22 protein-coding genes are annotated in these 18,010 nt (G+C 69.8%); 4 read left to right on the plus strand and 18 right to left on the minus strand.

Annotation, left to right across the window (positions count from 1 at the left end; all coding sequences use genetic code 11):
• Positions 1-112: 112 nt before the first annotated feature.
• The 4 genes from ACZ7P3_RS41095 to ACZ7P3_RS41110 all read right to left on the minus strand — a co-directional run bounded on the left by ACZ7P3_RS41095 (position 113) and on the right by ACZ7P3_RS41110 (position 4,398).
• Positions 113-2,659 (minus strand): ATP-binding protein, encoded by a 2,547-nt coding sequence (locus ACZ7P3_RS41095; protein WP_472089787.1) that lies wholly within the window; start codon positions 2,657-2,659, stop codon positions 113-115.
• 14 nt (positions 2,660-2,673) lie between these two features.
• Positions 2,674-3,159 carry a hypothetical protein gene (locus tag ACZ7P3_RS41100; RefSeq protein ID WP_472089788.1) on the minus strand — a complete coding sequence of 162 codons (486 nt, stop codon included), beginning with the start codon at positions 3,157-3,159 and terminating at the stop codon, positions 2,674-2,676.
• Between the two features lie 62 nt (positions 3,160-3,221).
• Entirely contained in the window at positions 3,222-3,470 is a 249-nt protein-coding gene (locus tag ACZ7P3_RS41105) for a hypothetical protein (protein WP_124286974.1), read from the minus strand.
• Between the two features lie 37 nt (positions 3,471-3,507).
• Positions 3,508-4,398, minus strand: a complete 891-nt coding sequence (locus ACZ7P3_RS41110; RefSeq protein WP_472089790.1) for a conjugal transfer protein — start codon at positions 4,396-4,398, stop codon at positions 3,508-3,510.
• Between the two features lie 334 nt (positions 4,399-4,732).
• On the opposite strand from ACZ7P3_RS41110, the gene ACZ7P3_RS41115 reads away from it, so the two are divergent.
• A complete protein-coding gene (locus ACZ7P3_RS41115) occupies positions 4,733-5,170 on the plus strand; it encodes a helix-turn-helix transcriptional regulator (RefSeq protein ID WP_361290275.1) in 438 nt (145 codons plus the stop codon).
• A gap of 256 nt (positions 5,171-5,426) precedes the next feature.
• Here the strand turns inward: ACZ7P3_RS41115 and ACZ7P3_RS41120 are convergent, their stop codons facing one another.
• The 6 genes from ACZ7P3_RS41120 to ACZ7P3_RS41145 all read right to left on the minus strand — a co-directional run bounded on the left by ACZ7P3_RS41120 (position 5,427) and on the right by ACZ7P3_RS41145 (position 8,805).
• The gene (locus ACZ7P3_RS41120; protein ID WP_472089791.1) at positions 5,427-6,344 is read right to left on the minus strand and encodes a lipopolysaccharide kinase InaA family protein; all 918 of its coding nucleotides are present in this window, start codon (positions 6,342-6,344) and stop codon (positions 5,427-5,429) included.
• 117 nt (positions 6,345-6,461) lie between these two features.
• Positions 6,462-6,779: a hypothetical protein gene (locus tag ACZ7P3_RS41125; RefSeq protein ID WP_472089792.1), complete on the minus strand. Its 318-nt coding sequence runs from the start codon at positions 6,777-6,779 to the stop codon at positions 6,462-6,464.
• A 109-nt stretch (positions 6,780-6,888) separates the two neighbouring features.
• Positions 6,889-7,566 (minus strand): hypothetical protein, encoded by a 678-nt coding sequence (locus ACZ7P3_RS41130; protein ID WP_472089794.1) that lies wholly within the window; start codon positions 7,564-7,566, stop codon positions 6,889-6,891.
• Positions 7,563-7,760, minus strand: a complete 198-nt coding sequence (locus ACZ7P3_RS41135; protein WP_376535653.1) for a DUF5999 family protein — start codon at positions 7,758-7,760, stop codon at positions 7,563-7,565. The genes ACZ7P3_RS41130 and ACZ7P3_RS41135 overlap by 4 nt, the downstream gene beginning before the upstream one ends.
• 57 nt (positions 7,761-7,817) lie before the next feature.
• Positions 7,818-8,207, minus strand: a complete 390-nt coding sequence (locus tag ACZ7P3_RS41140) for a DUF6415 family natural product biosynthesis protein (protein WP_472089796.1) — start codon at positions 8,205-8,207, stop codon at positions 7,818-7,820.
• 190 nt (positions 8,208-8,397) lie between these two features.
• On the minus strand, positions 8,398-8,805 hold the full coding sequence (locus tag ACZ7P3_RS41145) for an ATP-binding protein (RefSeq protein WP_472089798.1): 408 nt from the start codon (positions 8,803-8,805) through the stop codon (positions 8,398-8,400).
• A gap of 556 nt (positions 8,806-9,361) precedes the next feature.
• On the opposite strand from ACZ7P3_RS41145, the gene ACZ7P3_RS41150 reads away from it, so the two are divergent.
• Together ACZ7P3_RS41150 and ACZ7P3_RS41155 are read left to right on the plus strand one after the other, a co-directional pair.
• Positions 9,362-10,195: a helix-turn-helix domain-containing protein gene (locus ACZ7P3_RS41150; RefSeq protein ID WP_362164945.1), complete on the plus strand. Its 834-nt coding sequence runs from the start codon at positions 9,362-9,364 to the stop codon at positions 10,193-10,195.
• Complete coding sequence (locus ACZ7P3_RS41155; RefSeq protein WP_362164943.1) at positions 10,192-10,551, plus strand: DUF397 domain-containing protein; 360 nt, start codon at positions 10,192-10,194, stop codon at positions 10,549-10,551. Before ACZ7P3_RS41150 ends, ACZ7P3_RS41155 begins: the two co-directional genes overlap by 4 nt.
• 65 nt (positions 10,552-10,616) lie before the next feature.
• On the opposite strand, the gene ACZ7P3_RS41160 is transcribed toward ACZ7P3_RS41155, so the two are convergent.
• The 7 genes from ACZ7P3_RS41160 to ACZ7P3_RS41190 all read right to left on the minus strand — a co-directional run bounded on the left by ACZ7P3_RS41160 (position 10,617) and on the right by ACZ7P3_RS41190 (position 14,438).
• Positions 10,617-10,856 (minus strand): hypothetical protein, encoded by a 240-nt coding sequence (locus ACZ7P3_RS41160; RefSeq protein WP_472089800.1) that lies wholly within the window; start codon positions 10,854-10,856, stop codon positions 10,617-10,619.
• Between the two features lie 130 nt (positions 10,857-10,986).
• Positions 10,987-12,156: a hypothetical protein gene (locus tag ACZ7P3_RS41165; RefSeq protein ID WP_472089802.1), complete on the minus strand. Its 1,170-nt coding sequence runs from the start codon at positions 12,154-12,156 to the stop codon at positions 10,987-10,989.
• Positions 12,156-12,569 (minus strand): hypothetical protein, encoded by a 414-nt coding sequence (locus tag ACZ7P3_RS41170; protein WP_030794178.1) that lies wholly within the window; start codon positions 12,567-12,569, stop codon positions 12,156-12,158. Before ACZ7P3_RS41170 ends, ACZ7P3_RS41165 begins: the two co-directional genes overlap by 1 nt.
• A gap of 21 nt (positions 12,570-12,590) precedes the next feature.
• Positions 12,591-13,592, minus strand: coding sequence for a hypothetical protein (locus ACZ7P3_RS41175; protein ID WP_472089804.1), 1,002 nt, complete (start codon positions 13,590-13,592; stop codon positions 12,591-12,593).
• A 307-nt stretch (positions 13,593-13,899) separates the two neighbouring features.
• A complete protein-coding gene (locus ACZ7P3_RS41180) occupies positions 13,900-14,046 on the minus strand; it encodes a hypothetical protein (protein ID WP_158708985.1) in 147 nt (48 codons plus the stop codon).
• A gap of 9 nt (positions 14,047-14,055) precedes the next feature.
• Positions 14,056-14,214, minus strand: coding sequence for a hypothetical protein (locus ACZ7P3_RS41185; protein ID WP_472089806.1), 159 nt, complete (start codon positions 14,212-14,214; stop codon positions 14,056-14,058).
• Between the two features lie 59 nt (positions 14,215-14,273).
• Entirely contained in the window at positions 14,274-14,438 is a 165-nt protein-coding gene (locus ACZ7P3_RS41190; protein WP_383510507.1) for a hypothetical protein, read from the minus strand.
• A 270-nt stretch (positions 14,439-14,708) separates the two neighbouring features.
• Here ACZ7P3_RS41190 and ACZ7P3_RS41195 point away from each other — a divergent pair, with 270 nt between their 5' ends.
• On the plus strand, positions 14,709-15,509 hold the full coding sequence (locus ACZ7P3_RS41195) for a GntR family transcriptional regulator (protein ID WP_472089808.1): 801 nt from the start codon (positions 14,709-14,711) through the stop codon (positions 15,507-15,509).
• A 328-nt stretch (positions 15,510-15,837) separates the two neighbouring features.
• Here ACZ7P3_RS41195 and ACZ7P3_RS41200 read toward each other — a convergent pair whose 3' ends face one another.
• Positions 15,838-17,982, minus strand: coding sequence for a hypothetical protein (locus ACZ7P3_RS41200; RefSeq protein ID WP_472089809.1), 2,145 nt, complete (start codon positions 17,980-17,982; stop codon positions 15,838-15,840).
• Positions 17,983-18,010 lie beyond the last annotated feature (28 nt).

Here is an 18,010-nt window from a genome sequence, read left to right on the forward strand (position 1 = left end):
GTGTCGGAGGCGCCACCGTCGCCGGACCCACCCTTCTCCGTCCCGGTCCCTGACGAGCACCCGGCGACGAGTACGGCGACGCTCGCCGCGGCGGCGATGGCTACGGCGCGCTTCATACCCCTACCCCCTGCGGTTCCTTGGTCAAGTCGGCCCCGCCGTTGTCGACCTTCGGTGTCGTGCTCAGCAGTTCCAGCAGTTCTTCCGACGGGACGTCGAACTGGACGGTGGCGGACTGGAATCGCCGGTCGCGCATGATCGCGTGGCCGTGGCGGATCTCCTGATCGAAGCCGACGCCGATCGCCTGGATCAGCGCCCGGGTGTGCTCGCCCGTGGGCAGGTCGAGCAGGGCCGCGAGCGCGTCCTGCTGCTCGGACGTCGTGAGCTGGAAGCCGAACATGGTGGTGATCTGCTCGATGAGGCCCGTCAGCTTCGCCAGCGACTCCGGGTCCTGGGTGTCGATGACCAGGGCCGTTTGCAACGCCCTGCCGACCCTCGCGATGTACTGGAGGAAGCTGCTTCCCTCGCGGGTCGCCGTCAGTACGTGCACCTCGGGGACCGCGATGGCCTTACGCAGGCCGCGCAGGTCCTTGCGGCCGGCCATCGAGATGCCGAACGCGAGCATGGAGTGGACCAGGGCGACGCTGAGCCGCTGGTGCACGGACCAGTCCTCGCGGTCATCGTCCGGGGCAGGCAGCGAGATCCCGGGGATCTGCACCACCCAGATGCCCGGCTCGGACCGCATGAACATGTTGTCGCCGGTCGGCCTGCCCATGAACGGGGCGCCCAAGCCCGTCTGCGCGAGCTCGTACAGGGCCTGCCCGGTCTCCCTGGCCAGCTCGTCGGTGGACTCGCGCAGGTACTCGATGACCTTCCACACCCGCGGTTCCCCGGCGGCGATCACTTCGTTGACGGCCGACTGGATCGGCGTCTCGGCGCCGCGCATCCGCAGGTGCTGGGGAAGGGCGATGCCCAGCTGTGCGGGGACCTCGGTCTGGGCCCGCTCGGCGCTCTCGCCGGTCAGCAGGGTGAACAGGTCTGCGACGCCCGCGTACTGGGCGCCGGTCTCCACCAGGTGCGCGTTGAGTCCGAAGCGGCGGCCGGCCGCGACCAGACCGCCCATGTCGCCCTTGAAGTCGAGCGCCAAGACGAAGCTGCCGCGGAACGCCGCGTCCAACAGGCTCATCATCATCGCGGTCGTCTTGCCGCGTCCGCTTCGGCCGATGAACGCCGTGGTGGTCGCGTCACCGCGCGCGGAGCCGCCGGTCAGGTCGTTGCGGACCAGGCCGGGGGTGGAGCCGGTGAGGTAGCCGATCACCGGGCCGGTGTCGTCGCCGACGGAGGCCCCGCCCCAGAACCAGCTTCCGGCGAGGGCGCCCACGGTACGGATATGGGAGAGGTCGGGGACGCGCACCTTGTCGCCCGGCAGCGTCTCCAGCCAGAGTTCCTTCTGCTCCTCGGTGCCGATGGACACCTCGATACCGAGACCGCCGTAGTGGGTGGTGACCGCGTCGATCTTCGACCGCAGGTCCTCCAGGGAGACATCGCTGGAGACGACCAGACGGGGGTGGTCCTCCAACAGGGTGACGTCCTCGCGCTTCATGTCGCGCGCGAGCTGGGCCATGGTCTCTTCGGTCTCGATGATGTCGGCGGCGGGTGTGCCGGCGGAGTGCTGGGCGGCGGAGTCGCCCTGCTCCTTGGCCAGCTTCCGCGTCTCCTCGGTCAACTTCAGCGCGTCGCGCCGGTGCAGGACCTTGAAGCGCACGGACGGCTCGGGGTTGACGGGGAGGATCTGAACATCGGGGTCGACGCCGTCCTCGTCGTACTCGGGTACGTACGTGATCTCGCTGACCGTCCGCAGCCACTCCCCCGGCCCCGGGGACTCCATCTCTTCGGGGAAGGAGTCCATCGTCAGGACGCTGGTCCAGGCGGCGACTTCGCCCTGGGCGTCCATCACGCGCACGTGGTCCGGGTACGGGACGACGCGGCCGCGGGTGAGCGCGGCCAGCTTCGCCCCGGAGATCACGCCTGCGGAGTTCGGCGTCGGCAGACTCGTGGCCCGGTGCTGTTCGCGCGCGATCATCCAGGCCAGGACCTCGACCGGAGCGGGCTTGGCCCTCCACGGGGTCGTCTCCAACTGGCGTCCGAGCCGGCGCGCGAGCGCGTCGAGCCGGGCCAGCTCACGCTGCGGAATGCCGGTCTTCCTGATGCCGAAGGCGTCCTGCACGCCGCTGCGGCTGCGGGCCTGTGTCTGTCCCGAACGCTCTTGGATGCGGACACCCAGCAGTAGCTGACGCTGGGAGAGGGCGAGGTCATCGAGCCGTTCCACCCGGGCGTCCGCCCACGCAGCGAAGTCCCCGGCGGTGAACAGCTCCTCGGCCTCGACGCGGTAGTCCGCCGCGTTCAGCGGGCTCCAGAGTATCCGCAGGTGACAGTCGTGCCCGGCGAGCGTGCGGGCGAGCGCACTGGATGCCTGGTCGTGTTCGGCGTCCCGCGCTGTCTCCGACATCAGGTCGGTGTTGCTGCTGGACAGGACGTACCACGCCTCTGCGTGGGTCTCCGTCACCGTGAGCCCGTCCGCCAGGGCCAGGTATCGCGGCGGCGGCGCCGACCGGTCCCCCGCGACTCCGAGGAACTTCCCGACTGCCTTCGTGATCTTCATCCCCGTACCCCTCTTTACTGCGGCTTGCCGCCGGTGCGCTTGCGGGCGCGGTACACCGCGTCCGGCCCGTACATCCGGGTCTTGGAGTCGAACGGGACGGCCCGGCCGGCGGTGGGCCGGGGCGCGTCCTTGCCGAGCGCGCTCTCAAAGGCGCCCATGCCGGGCAGCTCGACAAACGCCTCGGCACGCTCACCGAGCCGGGCACGCAGCGGCATCCACTCGTGCCGCTCGGCCGCACGGCGCCCGCCGTTGATCACCGGCCGGTGTCCCAGCGTCAGGTACCGGACCCACAGCGCCCATTGCGTGAGGTTCCACCGGCGCTCGTTCCTCCGGCTGCGCTGGGCCCCGTAGTACGTGATGACCGCCGGGGGCGCGAAGTACAGCGTGAACGTCAGCTGGCTGGGCAGCCCGAACACCATCAGGAGAGAACCGGTCCACAGGACGTAAACGACTACGCCCGTGACCAGCATCCGGCGGGAAGGGCCTTCGCCCAGGTCCATGCCGAAAATCTCGTGCTGGCGAGTTTCAAGATCGAAATGGCGCGTGTAGGTGTGTCCGGTCCTCACGCGCCCGCGACCTTGTTGAAGATCTCCACGAACATGTTCTTCGTGGTGTCGGTGGCGAAGACGAACCCGGCCACCAGGATGCCGGTGATGACGTGGCCGATCAGCTCACCCCACTCGCGCTTGGCGTAGTGGCCGATCGCTCGGACCACCAGGATGATCAGGAAGATGTTTCCCGCGATCAGGAAGACCCACGTCTTCAGGTCTGCGCCGCTGGTCAGCGCCAGCGTCACCGTGTCGGCAGACATGCCTCGTTATCCCCTCGTTTGGTTCCTTCAGGCGGAGTTAGACGGTTCCGCCGTGGACCTCGGCGACCTGCCACCGCTCGGCGGCGGCCGAGGCCACCCGGGTCAGCTCGACCCGGTAGGTCTGCTCCAGCTCGGCGGCGCCGATCGTCCACCGCACGACGGCGGTTCCGGTCCGGTCGCTGCCCTTGCCCTGGTCGACGTTCCAGCTCTGGATGCCCTGGAGCGTGATCCCGTCGGGCAGTGGCGGAACGCTCGCGCCCGGGGCGGTCACGCTGTCTGCCTCACCCTTGGCGTACTCGGTGAAGAACGTTTCCACGGTGCTCTGGGTCTGGGCGGAGAGTTCGACGTCGCTGTCGACGGCGTTCTGGTCGGTGACCGTCGGGCCGGAGGCAGGAACGCCGACGATGCCCGGCTCGCCGGTGACGACGATGCGGCCTGCGGTGTTCAGGACCGGGACCTCCAGTCCCATCCACTTCCGTTGGGCGGGCGCCGGGTCCTTCTTCTTGTCCTTGGCCGGTTCGCCGGGGACGTTGACCAGCACGGTCACGTGCACCCGGGCGCGCTTGTCGCCGAGCTCCGTCACCGCGCCCGGCTGGGCGAGGAGTACGGTCTGCTGCCCCTTCGAGTTCCAACCCGCGGTGGTGTCCGTGCCCTTGGGCATGTCCCGCGCCAGGGCCTTGGCCCGCTGGTCGGGGGCGGCCTCGTCCCAGGTCAGGTACGAGTACGCGAATCGCGCGGCGACCAGTTGGGCGTCCTGCACCGGGTAGGTGGGCCCCTGCTTGACCGTCGGCGCCGGGGCCGGCGCGGGCTGACTGGGCCAGAACCAGGACCTGACTCCGGTGATCACGGCCAGGCCGACCACCACCCACAGCACGATCCGGCCGGTGACGACCAGCGCCCTCGTGCCGGTCTTCTCTTCCTGAAGCACCCAGGGGGTGGCAGGCGTCCGTGTTTGCTTGGGTTCGGTCGCAACCTGAGTCGGGCTGTGCCCGTTGCGCTCGGCCTGGACCCGCTTCCCCGCGGCTACCCAGTGTGCGGCGCCGGCTGGCGGTACGATCTTCCGCTGGGGCGATTCCGCTTGGGGAGCTGGTGCTTCCTTGCTCCGGGGCTCCGGGAGGTTGAGAACCTTCCACACGACCGTTTTGAGCGCACTCATCCCCAGACGACCTTCCCCGCGATAGGCCCGAACTGATCTGGACAGTACGCGGATCGGCCACAGTGCGTCAAAAAATTTCGTATGGGTCGCGGTAGAGTGCGGCGCCATGCGCACGGGGGCAGACGGATGGCGTCTGCGGGGATGGCTTGTCGCTGAGTTGCGACAGGCCCGTGGAATCTCCCAGAAGGTATTGGCAACAGCGGTCGGGTGCTCTCGCAGCGCCGTCGCCATGTGGGAGTCGAAGAATCAGCGACCCAGTCCACGGCATCTGCTCCGACTGGCCCGCAGCCTCGACGTCTCACCCCTTGACCTGGTCGAACTCCTCGACTCTGACTGGACGTTGAGGATACTCCGGCGGTTCCTGGGGTTCACACAGGCACAGGTGGCGCAAGCGCTGAGGGTCGCCGTCAGCACGTATTGCGATGTCGAGAGAGGACGCCAGGTCCTGCCCGACAGGTGGGTGCCAATACTTGGATCTCTCTTCAATACCGACGAACACACCGTCAGGAATAGCGCCCCATTAAAAAAGGCGAAGAAGAGATAACCCTTTGTCGACAAACCCACAGAATGAGTTACAGCCAGAGGGAACGTTTAACCATGTATGTATTCCTTGATCCGAAAAGTGCGATTTGGCGATCAATGAGGCATGGTTCCGCTTCCTGGCGCCTGCGCCCGACCGCCTCCGGCGCCCGGCCCGTCGACGGGAGGGACAAGGACCCGGGCATGTGACAAGAGCACAACTAAGCCCCGGCGGGCGGTAGTTGGCCACTCTCCGGGGCTTTGCGGTCGTGCAGTGAGGGTTATCCGGGGCCGATCTGGCGGAGCCACTGACCCATCTGTTCGGCGGAGGGCCGCGCGGCCGGCGGTCGCATGAGGGCGTACTGCAGAACCTCTTCGAGCTGCGGCCAGTGCGTGATGTGCCCGTGCGGCAGCCGGTTACGCAGTAGCAGCCCGCGGAGCACTGCCGCCGTGAACCGCGCCGGATCGATCCCGGCCGCGGCGTAGTCGCGGTGCCATGTGCCTGTCGCCGCCCACCACAGTCCGGCCGCGAGGGCGTACACCTCGTCCGAGGGCTCGGTGACCACCGGACGCGCCCCCGCCTCGATGCGGTGCATCAGTTCGGGTGACATCAGGTGCACCAGTCCGCCGAAGAAGGTGTGCGACGGTGCCAGCACCGGGCCCGACGCCCATGTGCAGTCGATGAAGCGGACCGCGCCGGACGTGTGGACGGTGTGGTGTGGCTGGAGGTCACCGTGTACCCATCCGGCAGCGTGCAGGGCTCCGACGGCCTGGCACACGTCGACCGCTGCGGCGAGGGCCGAGGACCGGTCCTCGTCGTGCTGCTGGCGTACGCTCTCGAACCGGGTCCAGGTGGAGGCGCCTTCGAGCCACGGCGTGATGAGCCACGCCGAACCGGTCCCCCGGCCCGCCTTCGCCCGCCCTCCGTACGACAGGCCGGGCACCAGGGAGTGCGTCTGCTGGAGCACCGCGGTTTCGCGGGCAACGGCGGCGGCCCCCTCGCCGGTGCCGACCTTCAAGGCCCACAGCCCGCGCGGTCCGGACACCTGCCAGACGGCCGCGCCTCTGCGGTCCGTCACCTGCTCCCAGTGCGCGGGTTCTCCCGCCAGCGCCTCCGCATCGGCCCGGCCGATCAGCGGTGCCTGCGCGACGCGTTGCCCCGGCAGGCTGACGGACTTCGTCCCCTCAACGTCCAGCACGGAAAGGCCCTCTCTCTATGGTCCGCGACGGTCGCGGTCAGGTCGTCGGTGATGGGACGGCGGAGAGACCGGTGCCCACCGGCTGGCGGTGCGGCACCGGTGCGACGCCGGTCCGCCTCAGAGCAGGTTCTGAGCGGCCACGGCTGCGGTCACGGTCCACATGGCGCCCAGGTAGGTGCACAGGCAGCGGACCAGCACCGGGTGGTCGCGGTACATGTGCTTCAGCGCGGCGAAGCCCGTCCTGCCGTGCGACTGCGCTCGGAAGCCGAAGAACGAGACGGTCACCGCGGACACCTGCACGGCACGGCCCTCGACCTGCTCCTGGTCCTGGCCCTGGCCCTGGTCCAGAAGCATGTCCATGAGGGTGCGGGGCTCGAAGTCCTGCCGCGGCGGGCGCTTCGCGCGGATGCGACGCAGGTACGGGAAGTCAGGCATGGCGGTTCGCTCTCTCGGTTGTTTCGGAGGATGGTGCGGCGGGCGCTGTGCCCGCCGGCGCTGACCGTCCGACGACCCGGGCGCGAGGCACCGGGCCGCCGGACGGGGTTTAGGCCGCGACGCTCGGCGTCGCGAGTTCGGCCAGGTCCACGGGGGTGCAGCCGTGCAGAGTCACGACGTCGCGGGCGGCAAGGGTCCACCGGAACGCGGGGTCCTCGAACGCGACGTCGGTGAGGCCGTTCTTGCTCTTCGTCGGGACCGGCCGAAGGGTTCGCGGGTCGTAGACGATCCCGGCAACCCCCCACGGCTCTGTCCGCTCGACCAGGGCGGCGGTGTGCCCCTTGACCAGGTGCGGGCAAGCCTCGGCAGCTTCGACGGCACACGGCAGGCACACGGGAGGGGTGTCCGTCACATCGCCGTCGCGAATCGGTCGACCGTCAACCGCGCGTCCGATGAACAGGTGCTTCCCGCCCCAGCGGCTGAACTCGTCGTTGTCGAACGTGGAGGTCGCACAGACCATGCAGAGCATGTGCGACATGGCTTGACGCTGACGCAGAGGGTGGATGTCCGCCAGACGGGGCCTTCCCCTCCCCCGCACCAGTGGGTACCGCACCCAGAGGGCGCCGTCCCTCCGGTCCGCGCCGCTGACTTCGTCGGCGTAACCGATTCCCTCCGCGCCGTCCGGACCGACCCGCTTGATCAGCCTGGTCGGCAGCGGGTTCTCCTCGCTCCACGGCGCAACGAAGGGGACGTGGAGCCCCCGCCAGTGGAACTGAGCTACGGTCATGCCGCTGCCCCCGCGAACTTGGGCCGGTGCGGCGCGATGACCTGCCCGTCGGGCAGCAGGCTCCCGGTGTCGTCGAAGACGATGGTCCCGTTGCACAGCAGGGCCCAACCCAGCAGGTAGTCCCGGCCGACCACCCTGGCGTGCTCACGGTCCGACTCGTGCACTGCCGGGCAGGGAGGGTTGTGCGGACACATAGCGCTTCGTCCTCTCGGTGGTCCGTGTTGGTGAAGGCGTCCGCTGGACGCTCTGGTTCACGCGACCTGCTTGATCGCTCGCGTGGCGGTGAGCCGTTCCAGGAGGTCGTTCGCGACGGCGCCCACCAGCCGCAGGTGGAGGACGCGGTCCCGGAAGTGCTCTGGCAGGTCGACGGCCTGAAGGCCGGCGGCCCGCTCTGCGAGCCGCAGTACCTCGGCGTCCCTGCTCTCCGCCGCAATAGCGATGGCGGCCAGTCGCTCCAGGTCGTCACGCAGGTGACCGTGAATCTCCTCGACCTCGTCCTCCTCGGGAGGCTGCGGGTCGAGCGCGTCACCGATGTCGTCCAGGATTTCGGGGAGCGTGCGCATCCTCCGCAAGGCCGCTGCCATCCGAGCCAGCTTCTCGGCGCTGACCGAGGGAGCGTGAACCGCGTACGTCGACTGCATCAGCAGCTCCCTATCGCGTAGGCGTGCCGCCCCCGGCGCGGGATACGGGGGGTTGGCCCTGCCAGGGGCGGCACGGGGGGCGCCGGTAAGGCGCCCGGGGTCCGCGCCGGACGGCGTGCTCGCCAGTCCGGCGCGGTGGCTGTGGTGTTCGGTGCGCGCTCCGCGAGAGCGCGGCCGGCCGGAGACTCGGTCATCGGACATCGCCCGTCGCCTCGATCGCGGCCCACACCCTGAGCCCCGGCCCCGCTTCCGTGGCGCCCCACCGGCTGGACAACCGGCGCACCAGGTCGAGCCCGCGGCCGTGCTCGTCCCACAGGTCGGCGGTCTCCTCCGAGATCGCGCGGAGCGGTCTGGCGGGCCGGGGACCGCTGTCACGAACGGCCACCTCGACTTCGCCGTCACGCCGCAGCAGTTCGAGCTGAATGCTGGATGACGTGGTGTGCCGCACCGCGTTGGTCGTGATCTCGGACGCCAGCAGGACGGCCGTGTCGACGGTGTTCTCCGGCATCCGCCAGGAACACAGGGCCTCGCGGACGTGGTGACGGGCGCGGGCCGGGGCCTGGTCGTCGCCGTCGAAGGCGTACTGGTGAGTCGTCATGACTCACCCCCGGCAGCCGCCATGCACTTCTCGTGCGCCTTGACGTCCCACCAGAGCGTGTCGCCGCTCGGGCTGACCGTGCACGCGCGGCCGGCGTTACGCAGTTCTCCGTCCGGCTTTCGGCAGCACAGGCAGGCAACCCCATGAAGCACGCGTAAGACGGCCCCGCTCACTTCGGGGACCTCGAACCGGCGGCAGATCGCCGTCGCGTCGGCGGGACCGCGTTCACCGTCTGGGATCGGTGCTGCCGCCTGCGGAACTCTCTCGTTCTTCATCGGGGGCTTCCCTCCCGGCTCGGCGAGTCGCTGCGCTCCACGCGTCCACGCGCCGCGACCGGCTGGACGTGATCACCAGCCGTAATGAGCCCGTCACCCTAGAATGGCCTCAGAAGATTCTCTGTGCAACTTCAATGGGAAGATTCACCGAAGTTTCTGACGGTCGGAGGGTCACAGTGGACGGACCGATTACTCCTGGGCCCCGCCGTGCGGCAGGATGGAGCCGTGTACGCAGGCGGAGACTGAGGGGAGGTGCCGGTATGGCGAGAGCACAAGGACCCATGGTCAAGCGACGCCAGATAGGGCGTGAGCTTCAGGCGCTCCGTGAAACTTCTGGACTGACGATCGAAGAGGCGGGCGCCGCAATCGGCCGGTCGGACTCAACGATCAGCCGAATCGAGAACGGCAAGCGCGACGTCCAGCTGATCGAGCTGAAGGGACTCCTGGAGGCGTACGACGCCCCGGGTGAAACCCGCGAGCACCTGCTGACCATGCACAGCGCCTCGCCAGAAGCGTCGTGGTGGACGAACTTCGAGCTGCCGCCGAACCTGGACACGTACATCGCCCTCGAAGCCGAGGCCGCCGCGCTCAGGGTGTTCGCCCTCGCCTCCGTTCACAGCCTCCTCCGCACCGAGGAATATGCGCGGGCGGTTCTGCGCGGCACAAGCCCGTCGGCGCCGGCGGACGAGATCGAGACCCTGGTCAAGTTCCACATGCAGCGGCAGCAGGTACTCACCCGCGAGTTGCCTTTGGACCTGGTCGTGATCCTTGACGAAGCGTGCCTGTGGCGCCAGATCGGCGGACTGGACTGCCAGCGCGAGCAGTTGAAGCACCTCATCGAGCAGGCCGAGCAGGTCCCGAACATCACGGTGCAGGTACTCCCCTACAGCAAGGGCGCCCACACAGCCCTTACCGGCGCCTTCACCATCCTCGACTTTCCCGACCCCACGGAGCCCGCAGTGGTCTACGTGGACAGCCCCGGCGGGAACTTGTACCTCCAGAAGGCCAAGGACACCCGGCGGTTTGACCAGTCCCACAGTCGACTGCGCGGCATGGCGCTCGATGAAGCCGAGTCGGCGCGGTTCATGAAGACCGTGCTGAAGGAGATGAAATGACCACGAACCCTGACCTCAGCAACGCCCTGTGGCGGAAGGCATCTCTCTCCGAAAGCGCCCAGGGGTGCGTTGAGGTCGCCTTCCTCGACAACGGCCAGGTCGCGGTACGCGACAGCAAGGACGTGTCCAAGCCCGCCCACCTCTACCCCAGGTCGACGTGGACCGCCTTCCTGGATCATCTGCGCGGTCTGGTGCCGGCTGAGGGCTCCCGGATCTCGATCGACATCACCACGGACTCGGCAGTGCTCAGCGATCGAGAGGCGACCGCCGGGGCACCGCACGTCTACACCCACCGCGAGTGGCTGTGCTTCCTCGACGGCGTCCTGAAGCGGGAACCCCAGCTCGTCGGCGCGTGACATCACGGAACGGGCCCGGCAGACCATCGTCTGCCGGGCCCGTTCCGTTTGTGCCGTGACTCCGATCAGCTCATGAGCGGGAAGTCGCATGAGCGGGCCAGGACGGCGAGCACGGCCAGCACGACCAGCCCGTACAGGACCTGGCGGCCGGTGATCGGCTGACCGCCGCTCTGCTCGGGTCCGTCCTCGCCGTCGGGGATGCCCCCGAAGTGGGCCTGCTGGCGGTGGGCTTCGCGTGCAGCCGTCTCCCCCTCCGGGCCGATCGGGAAGCGGGTACGGCAGGCGCCGCACTTCCAGTACGCCACGGGGACGTTCTCCTCTCGCGGGCCGCCCGCGGGCGGGCGGCTGCTGATGCGGGAATCGAGCCTAGAACCTGCGCGGGACGGCAGGTAGCCCGCCTACCGAATCGGTAGGCGGGCGGTAGGCGGCGGGTAGTTATTGCAGGTCAGAGGGCTGACCTACCGGTAGTAGGCGGACCAGGTTCGACCCCTGGGCCGGCAGGGGAGTGAAGCCCTGGGGAAGGTCCGCGGAGTGCACACCGGGCCGGTTACGGGTGGCCCCGTCCTTGTCCGATGCGGGGGCCTTCACGCCGTCCCGGACGGGGATCTGGTGGGCCGCCAGGAGGGCCCTCACCCGGCCGATCTCAGACCGCATGTCACCCCCCTCGGGGAGGCTTCCCAGGGCCAGTTCACGGAGGTGCACGGCGGTGCCATTCCCCCGGGTCCGGATGCTCTCGCGCACCCACGCGTAGACCCTGATTCGCTCCGCTGCGGCGGTCTCTTCGGGGGATGGTTCCGCCACTTCCCCACCGGACGGATCGGGTTCCGCTTTCCCACTCCCCTGATCCTCTTCGTGATCTTCAAGGGGGTCCGCCTCCGCGACTCCCCCGTCCGCATCCTCTTCGCGATCTTCTTTTTCGTGATCTTCGTGGGCCCCGGCGACCGCTCCGACGATCCAGGCGATCACCACGAAGATGATCACGAAACCGCCCGCTCCTCGCATCAGGTCCACCGGGTGGTCGACCACCCAGTTCCCGACCGCCGCCGCCAGCTTCCCCACCGCCGGGACCGCCGTGTTGACCAGGAACATGCCCCCCATGCCGACGAGAACCACACCGCCGATGATGAGGTCACCGGTGCTGGTCCCGGACTTCGCGGGCGCCTTCTTGCCCCCCGCCGACTTCTTCGCCGGAGACTTCCCTCCGCGCCGCTTCGGCTTCGCGGAACGCTCGGCGTCGCCACCGGCTGCCGCCTTCGGGGCCGACTTCGCGCCCTTCCCCTTTCGTACCCGGCCGATGACCAGCGCCCAGCCCCGGCGTGTCAGGGTCCAGGTCGCGCGGAGGATGATCACCGACCCCGCCCGTACGGCGACCAGGCCGGCGCGGTCGAACGCGTGATACGCCGACAGGTCCGGCCGGGTCACGGCACGGCCGGACACCCGGGGGGCGTCCGCCTCGCTCTCCAGGGACTCGATGATCTGGCCCCACCACGCCCGAGGGCGTGACGGCTGCTCCACCGTCACGCCCTCGCCGTCCACCAGCTCGACGTCGTCCGCGACGTCCTTGTCCTCGTCGCCCGGGTCGGACTTGACCAGGTCCACAGTCATCAGGCGACCACCGTTCCGGTCAGGTTGCTGATCAGGTGCGTGATCGTGTCGAAGATGCCACCGGCCGCCGTGAACATGCTGGGCAGCATCAGGGCGAACAGGCCGTTGCGGAACTTCGACGGCTTCAGGCCGTACAGCAGGATGCACATCAGGATGGCGACGGCACCGGCGCCGAAGTTGCCCGCGGACCCGAAGCTGGTCTGGATCGCCTGGGACAGGCCACCGCTCATGTCTCCGACGAAGCTGAAGGTCTCCCCGGCCTGGGCATAGAGCTGGCCGGTGATGAACGCGGCCGCGATCACGCCCTCGTGGGACAACTTGATCTTCCACTTGCCCTGCGCGCCGACGATCAGGAACGCGGTCATCACGACGGCGCCGCCGGTGAAACCGATCGCTCCGAAAATCTGGCCCATGTCTGTGATCTGCTCTCTCGGTTAGTTCGTGCCGTACAGGAGGAATGCGACGGTGGCCGTGGCGGCGGGAACGTGGGCGGCCCAGACCACGCCCTTCCAGGGCCACTTGTCGCCGTAGTGGCCGACCCAGCCACGGGCCATGCGGTAGGCGATCTGGAGCCCCAGCGCGACGCCGCCGCCGACGACCCATGCGGGCCGGGCCATCTGCAGAGCTGTGATCAAGCCCAGCGAAGAGACGAAGACGACTCCGCCCAACTTCGACCGCATGGCCAGGGCCAAGATCCCTGCGCCCAGAGCGCAACCGGCCACGGGTGTGGCGTACTGCTCGGCGTGGACCATCAGGCCGGTGACCCAGTCGTCCAGGTGCAGACTCCAGCCCGCGGCGTACGCGGTGCCGGCGAAGACGACCTGACGGCCCCGGGGATTGTTGATCAGGCCGCCGCCCTTCGTGGTGCCAGCGATGACCGGCCCGGCGTTCTTGACCGCGGCCGCGAAGCGGCCGCCCGTCGTCGCCGGTGCCGGGGCTTCGTCGGCGTCTGCCTCCTCGGCGTCGTCGTCCTGGGCGGTCTGGTCCTTCTCCCGCCGGGTTCGGGTCTTCTTCTCCTCGGGCTCGCCCTGCTGGTCCTCGGCGTCCTCGTCGTCGGCCTCCTCCTCGACTACCGGCTGGGCCGGAGCGGCGGCAGGGGCGTTCTTCGGCAGGGGCGGCGCGGTCGGCGGAGTGGAGACGTTGCCGGTGAAGGTGTCCTGGTCTGCGGCGTCGTCCTTGTAGACGTCGTTCCACCAGTCCTTCGCCGGTGCGGCCGGGGCGGGTACCTCGACCGGGGCGGGCGGCTGGACGGGAGCGGGTGCGGCGGCGGCCGGCGCCGTGTCGGCGTCGGTGTCGACCACGTCCAGGTCCAGGTCGACGTCGGGCATGGTCGCCGCAGCGTCGGGCTCCGGGTCCGGCTCGGCGGCCGGTACCGGGATCGTCGGCGCGGTCGACGTCGCCAGGACGTCGTCCAGGTCCGCGAGGAAGTCACTCACGTCGCGGACACCTGCATCGGGGACCTGTGTCCCCGAGTCGATATCTGCCGTCATCGGGCCAGCCACCCCCATTCGCGGACGGCGGCGATCATCAGTCGCCGGATGCGGATCTCGTCAGGGTCGAGTCGCCCCGTGGACTCGACCGGGGCAGTCGGCCTCTTCGCCCGCTCGAACCCGGGAGGGAGGTCCAGGGAGAGCGGCGAGTTCTCGTGCTTCGGGGTAGCGCGGGGGCTGGGAACGTGAGAAGTCACGGCAGCCGCAGGGCTGTTCGCCCTCTGGCGAGCGCGCATCGCGCGCTGGTGCACCTTCACAGCTGGCTCCAGATGATGAGGACCGCCAGGGCGGAACCGATGGTCAGGGCGTCCTTCGCGATACGGACGGCTCGGGTCTGCGGCCGGCTGAGGTGAGTCGCGGCCAGCACGATCAGCACGCCGCCGAGCAGGAGGTCGAGCACGGGAGTCCTTCAGGAGTGCGCAACACCGAGGGCAACGGCGAATGCCGCGACCAGGGCGGTGCTGCAGGCGAGGGCCTGCCGTCCGTGGGGCCGGGCGCCGAGAGCGGCGGCTGCCCCTGCGGCGGAGGCCGGGAACATGAGGGTGAGAACTAGGTGCAGCGCGTACATGGCGCCCTCCCGCCGTGGGCGGCAGGAATCCGTCCGGCCGCCCACAGGCTCACGGTCGATTACTGGGGGGCGGTCCGGTCGCCCTGAGGGGTGCCGGGGACCGGCTTCGCGGGCTCGGGGAACCAGCCGCCGCGGCTGGCCTGGTACGTCGGGCCGCTCGCTCGCTGCTCGGGCGTCAGCTTCTCTCGCAGCTCGTCCTGAGAGATCGACTTGCGGAATGCCATGATGGAGGTCCGTTCCGTTCGCGGGATGGGACCGGGACGGCCGTCTGCTGTGGAAGGTGGGAGGCCGTCCCGGAGCTTTCGGCCCCGGCTGCGCTTAGGCGTCAGTGCGGGGCCGTTGTCATGCAACGAAGCACCGCAGCAAGCGCGTTGGCGTCCTGCGGTACCTCCAGTAAACGCCAACCTCCACAGGAGGTCAATCAAGTTCCACGGGAGATTTCAAAATCTCCTCGGGAGATTGAGTGATCTGCTGCGGAGCCTTACTCTCAGCTCATGACACAGCACCCGTCCGCCACCCCGGAGTTCCGCAGCGTCGCTCAGCGACTGCGGGAAGCCGTGACGGGCGGCACGTACGAACCCGGCTCCCGGCTCCCCGCCGCCGCCGAACTGGCCGAGCACCTGGGGTGCACCCGCTCCGCTGTAGAGCGGGCCGTCCGGGTCGCCGCCGCCGAGGGCCTGGTGACCACGCGCAAGGGCTCGGGAGCCTACGTCTCCCGCCTCCTGAAGCGGATCACCCGGCGGACGGACGGCCTGCTCCGCTCCGTCCCCGACGACGAAGCGGCGGGCCCGGACGACGCGCTCGATGCGGAGCTGCGTGCACTCGGGCTCGTCGCCCGCCACTTCCCCGACGTCCGCACGGAGCGGGCCCCGCAGGACCTGGCCGCTCTGCTCGGTCTGAAGCGGCAGGGGCAGGTCCTTGTCCGCGAGACGCGGACGTTCGCCGTGGCGGCCGGCTCCGCGCCCGCCGATCCCGGCACCCCCGTCCAGCTCGTCTTCACGTACCTGCCGCTCGACATCGCGCGGAACACCGACCTGGAGCGTCCAGACCTCGGCCCCCGAGGCGTAGAAGGCCTTCTCATCGAGCTCGGGCACCGGCCCACGGACTTCTCCGAGACCGTCGACGTCCGCCCGCCGCATGAGCACGAAGCGACCGCGCTGGAGATCGACGCGGACAACAGGGTCATCCAACTGACCCGCACCGGCGCCACCGTCGACCGGACCGTGGCGGTCACGGTCAGCGTGCTCCCTGCACACCTGTGGTCGCTCTCCTACCGGTGGACCACCATCACCTGACGCCCCGCTCCCCGACCGGTCGGGCCGGCGCGTCCCGCCGCCCGGTAGTCCCGTAGATGTGCAGGTCAGAGGCCGCCTACCGGCAACTACCTACCACCTACCTACCGCGCCTACCGGAGCCCTCGACCCTCGACTCGGGCCCGGCCTCGCGGCCGCTGGACGCCGTCCCGGACGCTCTCGACCTCCCCGGCCCGACGGGTGCCAGCAGGGCCGCAGAACGGCCCCCAGGGCCCCTCTGCGGTGCCCGCACCGAGGACATCGGCGGGCAGCAGAACGGGGGGCTGGCCGGACCCTTCCAGGTCCGGCCAGCCCCCCGTTCGCGTCTTGATCAGATCCGCGCCAGGGCCCCCTTCGGGTCGAGCGCGTCCAGGTCCGCGATCGGGCGCCCGAAGGTGTCCAGCAGCTTGCCCTTGCCCTTGTCCTTGGCGGCCTTGGCGGGCGCCTGCTTCTCCGCCGCGGCCTGCTGGGCGGCCTCCCAGCGCTCCATCGCTTCCTGCATGTAGGTGCGGGCCGTCCCCTGCGACGTCAGCCCCAGTTCAGCCTGCACCTGGTACGCGACATCGGTACGGGTCCGGGGGGTCACCGCCGGACCGAGCAGACGGGGTTCGCCCTGCTCGCACAGCTCGTGCACCCGCTGGATGAAGCGCTGCTTCAGCGAGCCCTTGGCCAGCGGCGCCGACGGCCTCGACGCCTCCCTCGGCTTCGGCGTCCTCGGCTGCTCCGCCGTCCCGGCCGGCGCGGTCTGCTCCGGCTCCGCCTGCTTCGCATCGAGCTGAGCCTGAAGCTGCTCCGCCTGCTCCTGCGAAGCGGCGATCTTGCGCTCCGCCTCGGCCCGCTCCGCCGCCAGCCGCTCGGCCGCTTCGCGCTCGACCCGCTCGGTCGCTTCCCGCTTCGCCCTCTCTGCTTCGGTGCGAAGCTGCTCGGCCTGCTCGCGAAGCTGTCGCTCCGCCTCGTCGCGAAGCTGCTTCAGTTCCCTGCTCCACCGGTCCCGCTCCGCGCGGACCTGCTCGGCGCTCTGCTGCTCGAACCGCTCCGCCTGCTCCTGAAGCTGCCGCTTCGCCTCGTCACGAAGCTGCTCGATCTGCTCGTGCCACCGCTTCGCGTCCCGCTCGGCCCGCTGCTCGGTGGTCTCCCGCTCCGCTCGGCGGTCCTCCGCTTCACGCGCCGCACTCTGCTCGACGGCGTCACGGACAAGCTGAACCTGCTCGGCCGCTTCCCGCTTCGCCTGCTCTGCTTCGGTGCGAAGCTGCTCGGCCTGCTCGCGAAGCTGTCCGGCCAGTTCCTCGAAGCGCTCGCGCTCCTTCTCCTGCTCCGCCTGGAGCCGGGTGCGCTCCTCCCGCTCCGCCTCCAGCGCGGCCAGGGCCTCGTCCCGCTCCTGCTTGGCGGCCCGCTCCGCTGCACGCAGCTCGTCCTGCACCTCGGCCTTCTGCTCCTCCAGCTTCTGCGTGACCTTCTGCTGCAACGCGGGGAGCGAGACCACGGTGTTCACCACGGCGTCGACGTCCGCGTAGTCGAGCCGTCCCAGCCGCCCGGCCTGCATGTGACCCATGGTCCGCCGGACCACGGCAAGCGCCTGGTCCACGTTGACCGGCGCGTCCGCGCGGTCCAGTGCGACCGCCGCGTCCTCGGTCCGCCGGTCCACCGCCCGGTCCGCCAGCGACTTCCGCCAGCCGAATCGGAACGTACGGTCGGCACGCTTCTGGGCACGGGCCAGCACGATGACCGCGCGGGCAGCACGCTGGGCCAGCAGCCGGCGGGAGGTCTCGCTGGTCGTAGACGTCGTGTCCAGGCCCAACCATGCGAAAGCCGCGATCCAGATCCGGCGCCACAGCAGGACGAACAGGCGAAGGGGGCCCGGTCGGACGCCGTCCTCCTCCTCGGCCTTCGCCAGCTCTGCGATCCGCAGGTCCAGGCCGTGTTCCAGCAGCTTGACCGACACCACCGGCACACCGGCCAGGGCCACCTTCGCCCACAGACCGCCGCCCTCCGGCGCGTGCACCCAGTTCGCCGCCGCCGAGAGGGCCACCAGGCCCCACGCCATCCGGCGGGACCGGATCATGCCCTCGGTCCACCGCGGGACATCCTGGGCGGCCAGGGACCGCGCCAGCCCCAGCATGAGGCCGATCTCCGCGCCGTCGAAGATCGCGATGAAGAAGATCCGCAGCAGCAACGGCAGCCCCGCGGTGTCCTCCGCGAACCCGTACAGGCCGTACATGCTGACGGACATGCCGCAGATGCCGACGATGGTCCGCCAGCGGTCGTCAATCATGGCCATGACCCGGGCCCGGGCCTCGCTGTCATCATCGCGGCGAGCCTTCTCGACCGCCCGCGTCGCCGCCCGACCGGCCAGGCGAACGACCAGGATCAGCAGGGCCAGGCTCGCCACACCCGCGAGCACTCCGCCGAGAGCCACCGTCCACGGCGGCACCCCAAGGGACTCCGCCACGGCGTGAATACGGGGAAGCACGTTCACGCCCCCACCTCCGGCAGCAGAGCACCGG

This window comes from Streptomyces sp. NPDC107581, assembly GCF_055657175.1.

What these genes read in the sequence shown, in the direction of transcription:
- ACZ7P3_RS41095 (WP_472089787.1), bottom strand. Translation starts at nt 2,659, where the DNA reads ATGAAGATCACGAAGGCAGTCGGGAAGTTCCTCGGAGTCGCGGGGGAC.
- ACZ7P3_RS41100 (WP_472089788.1), bottom strand. Translation starts at nt 3,159, where the DNA reads ATGGACCTGGGCGAAGGCCCTTCCCGCCGGATGCTGGTCACGGGCGTA.
- ACZ7P3_RS41105 (WP_124286974.1), bottom strand. Translation starts at nt 3,470, where the DNA reads ATGTCTGCCGACACGGTGACGCTGGCGCTGACCAGCGGCGCAGACCTG.
- ACZ7P3_RS41115 (WP_361290275.1), top strand. Translation starts at nt 4,733, where the DNA reads ATGCGCACGGGGGCAGACGGATGGCGTCTGCGGGGATGGCTTGTCGCT.
- ACZ7P3_RS41125 (WP_472089792.1), bottom strand. Translation starts at nt 6,779, where the DNA reads ATGCCTGACTTCCCGTACCTGCGTCGCATCCGCGCGAAGCGCCCGCCG.
- ACZ7P3_RS41130 (WP_472089794.1), bottom strand. Translation starts at nt 7,566, where the DNA reads ATGACCGTAGCTCAGTTCCACTGGCGGGGGCTCCACGTCCCCTTCGTT.
- ACZ7P3_RS41135 (WP_376535653.1), bottom strand. Translation starts at nt 7,760, where the DNA reads ATGTGTCCGCACAACCCTCCCTGCCCGGCAGTGCACGAGTCGGACCGT.
- ACZ7P3_RS41140 (WP_472089796.1), bottom strand. Translation starts at nt 8,207, where the DNA reads ATGCAGTCGACGTACGCGGTTCACGCTCCCTCGGTCAGCGCCGAGAAG.
- ACZ7P3_RS41145 (WP_472089798.1), bottom strand. Translation starts at nt 8,805, where the DNA reads ATGACGACTCACCAGTACGCCTTCGACGGCGACGACCAGGCCCCGGCC.
- ACZ7P3_RS41150 (WP_362164945.1), top strand. Translation starts at nt 9,362, where the DNA reads ATGGTCAAGCGACGCCAGATAGGGCGTGAGCTTCAGGCGCTCCGTGAA.
- ACZ7P3_RS41155 (WP_362164943.1), top strand. Translation starts at nt 10,192, where the DNA reads ATGACCACGAACCCTGACCTCAGCAACGCCCTGTGGCGGAAGGCATCT.
- ACZ7P3_RS41165 (WP_472089802.1), bottom strand. Translation starts at nt 12,156, where the DNA reads ATGACTGTGGACCTGGTCAAGTCCGACCCGGGCGACGAGGACAAGGAC.
- ACZ7P3_RS41170 (WP_030794178.1), bottom strand. Translation starts at nt 12,569, where the DNA reads ATGGGCCAGATTTTCGGAGCGATCGGTTTCACCGGCGGCGCCGTCGTG.
- ACZ7P3_RS41185 (WP_472089806.1), bottom strand. Translation starts at nt 14,214, where the DNA reads ATGTACGCGCTGCACCTAGTTCTCACCCTCATGTTCCCGGCCTCCGCC.
- ACZ7P3_RS41190 (WP_383510507.1), bottom strand. Translation starts at nt 14,438, where the DNA reads ATGGCATTCCGCAAGTCGATCTCTCAGGACGAGCTGCGAGAGAAGCTG.
- ACZ7P3_RS41195 (WP_472089808.1), top strand. Translation starts at nt 14,709, where the DNA reads ATGACACAGCACCCGTCCGCCACCCCGGAGTTCCGCAGCGTCGCTCAG.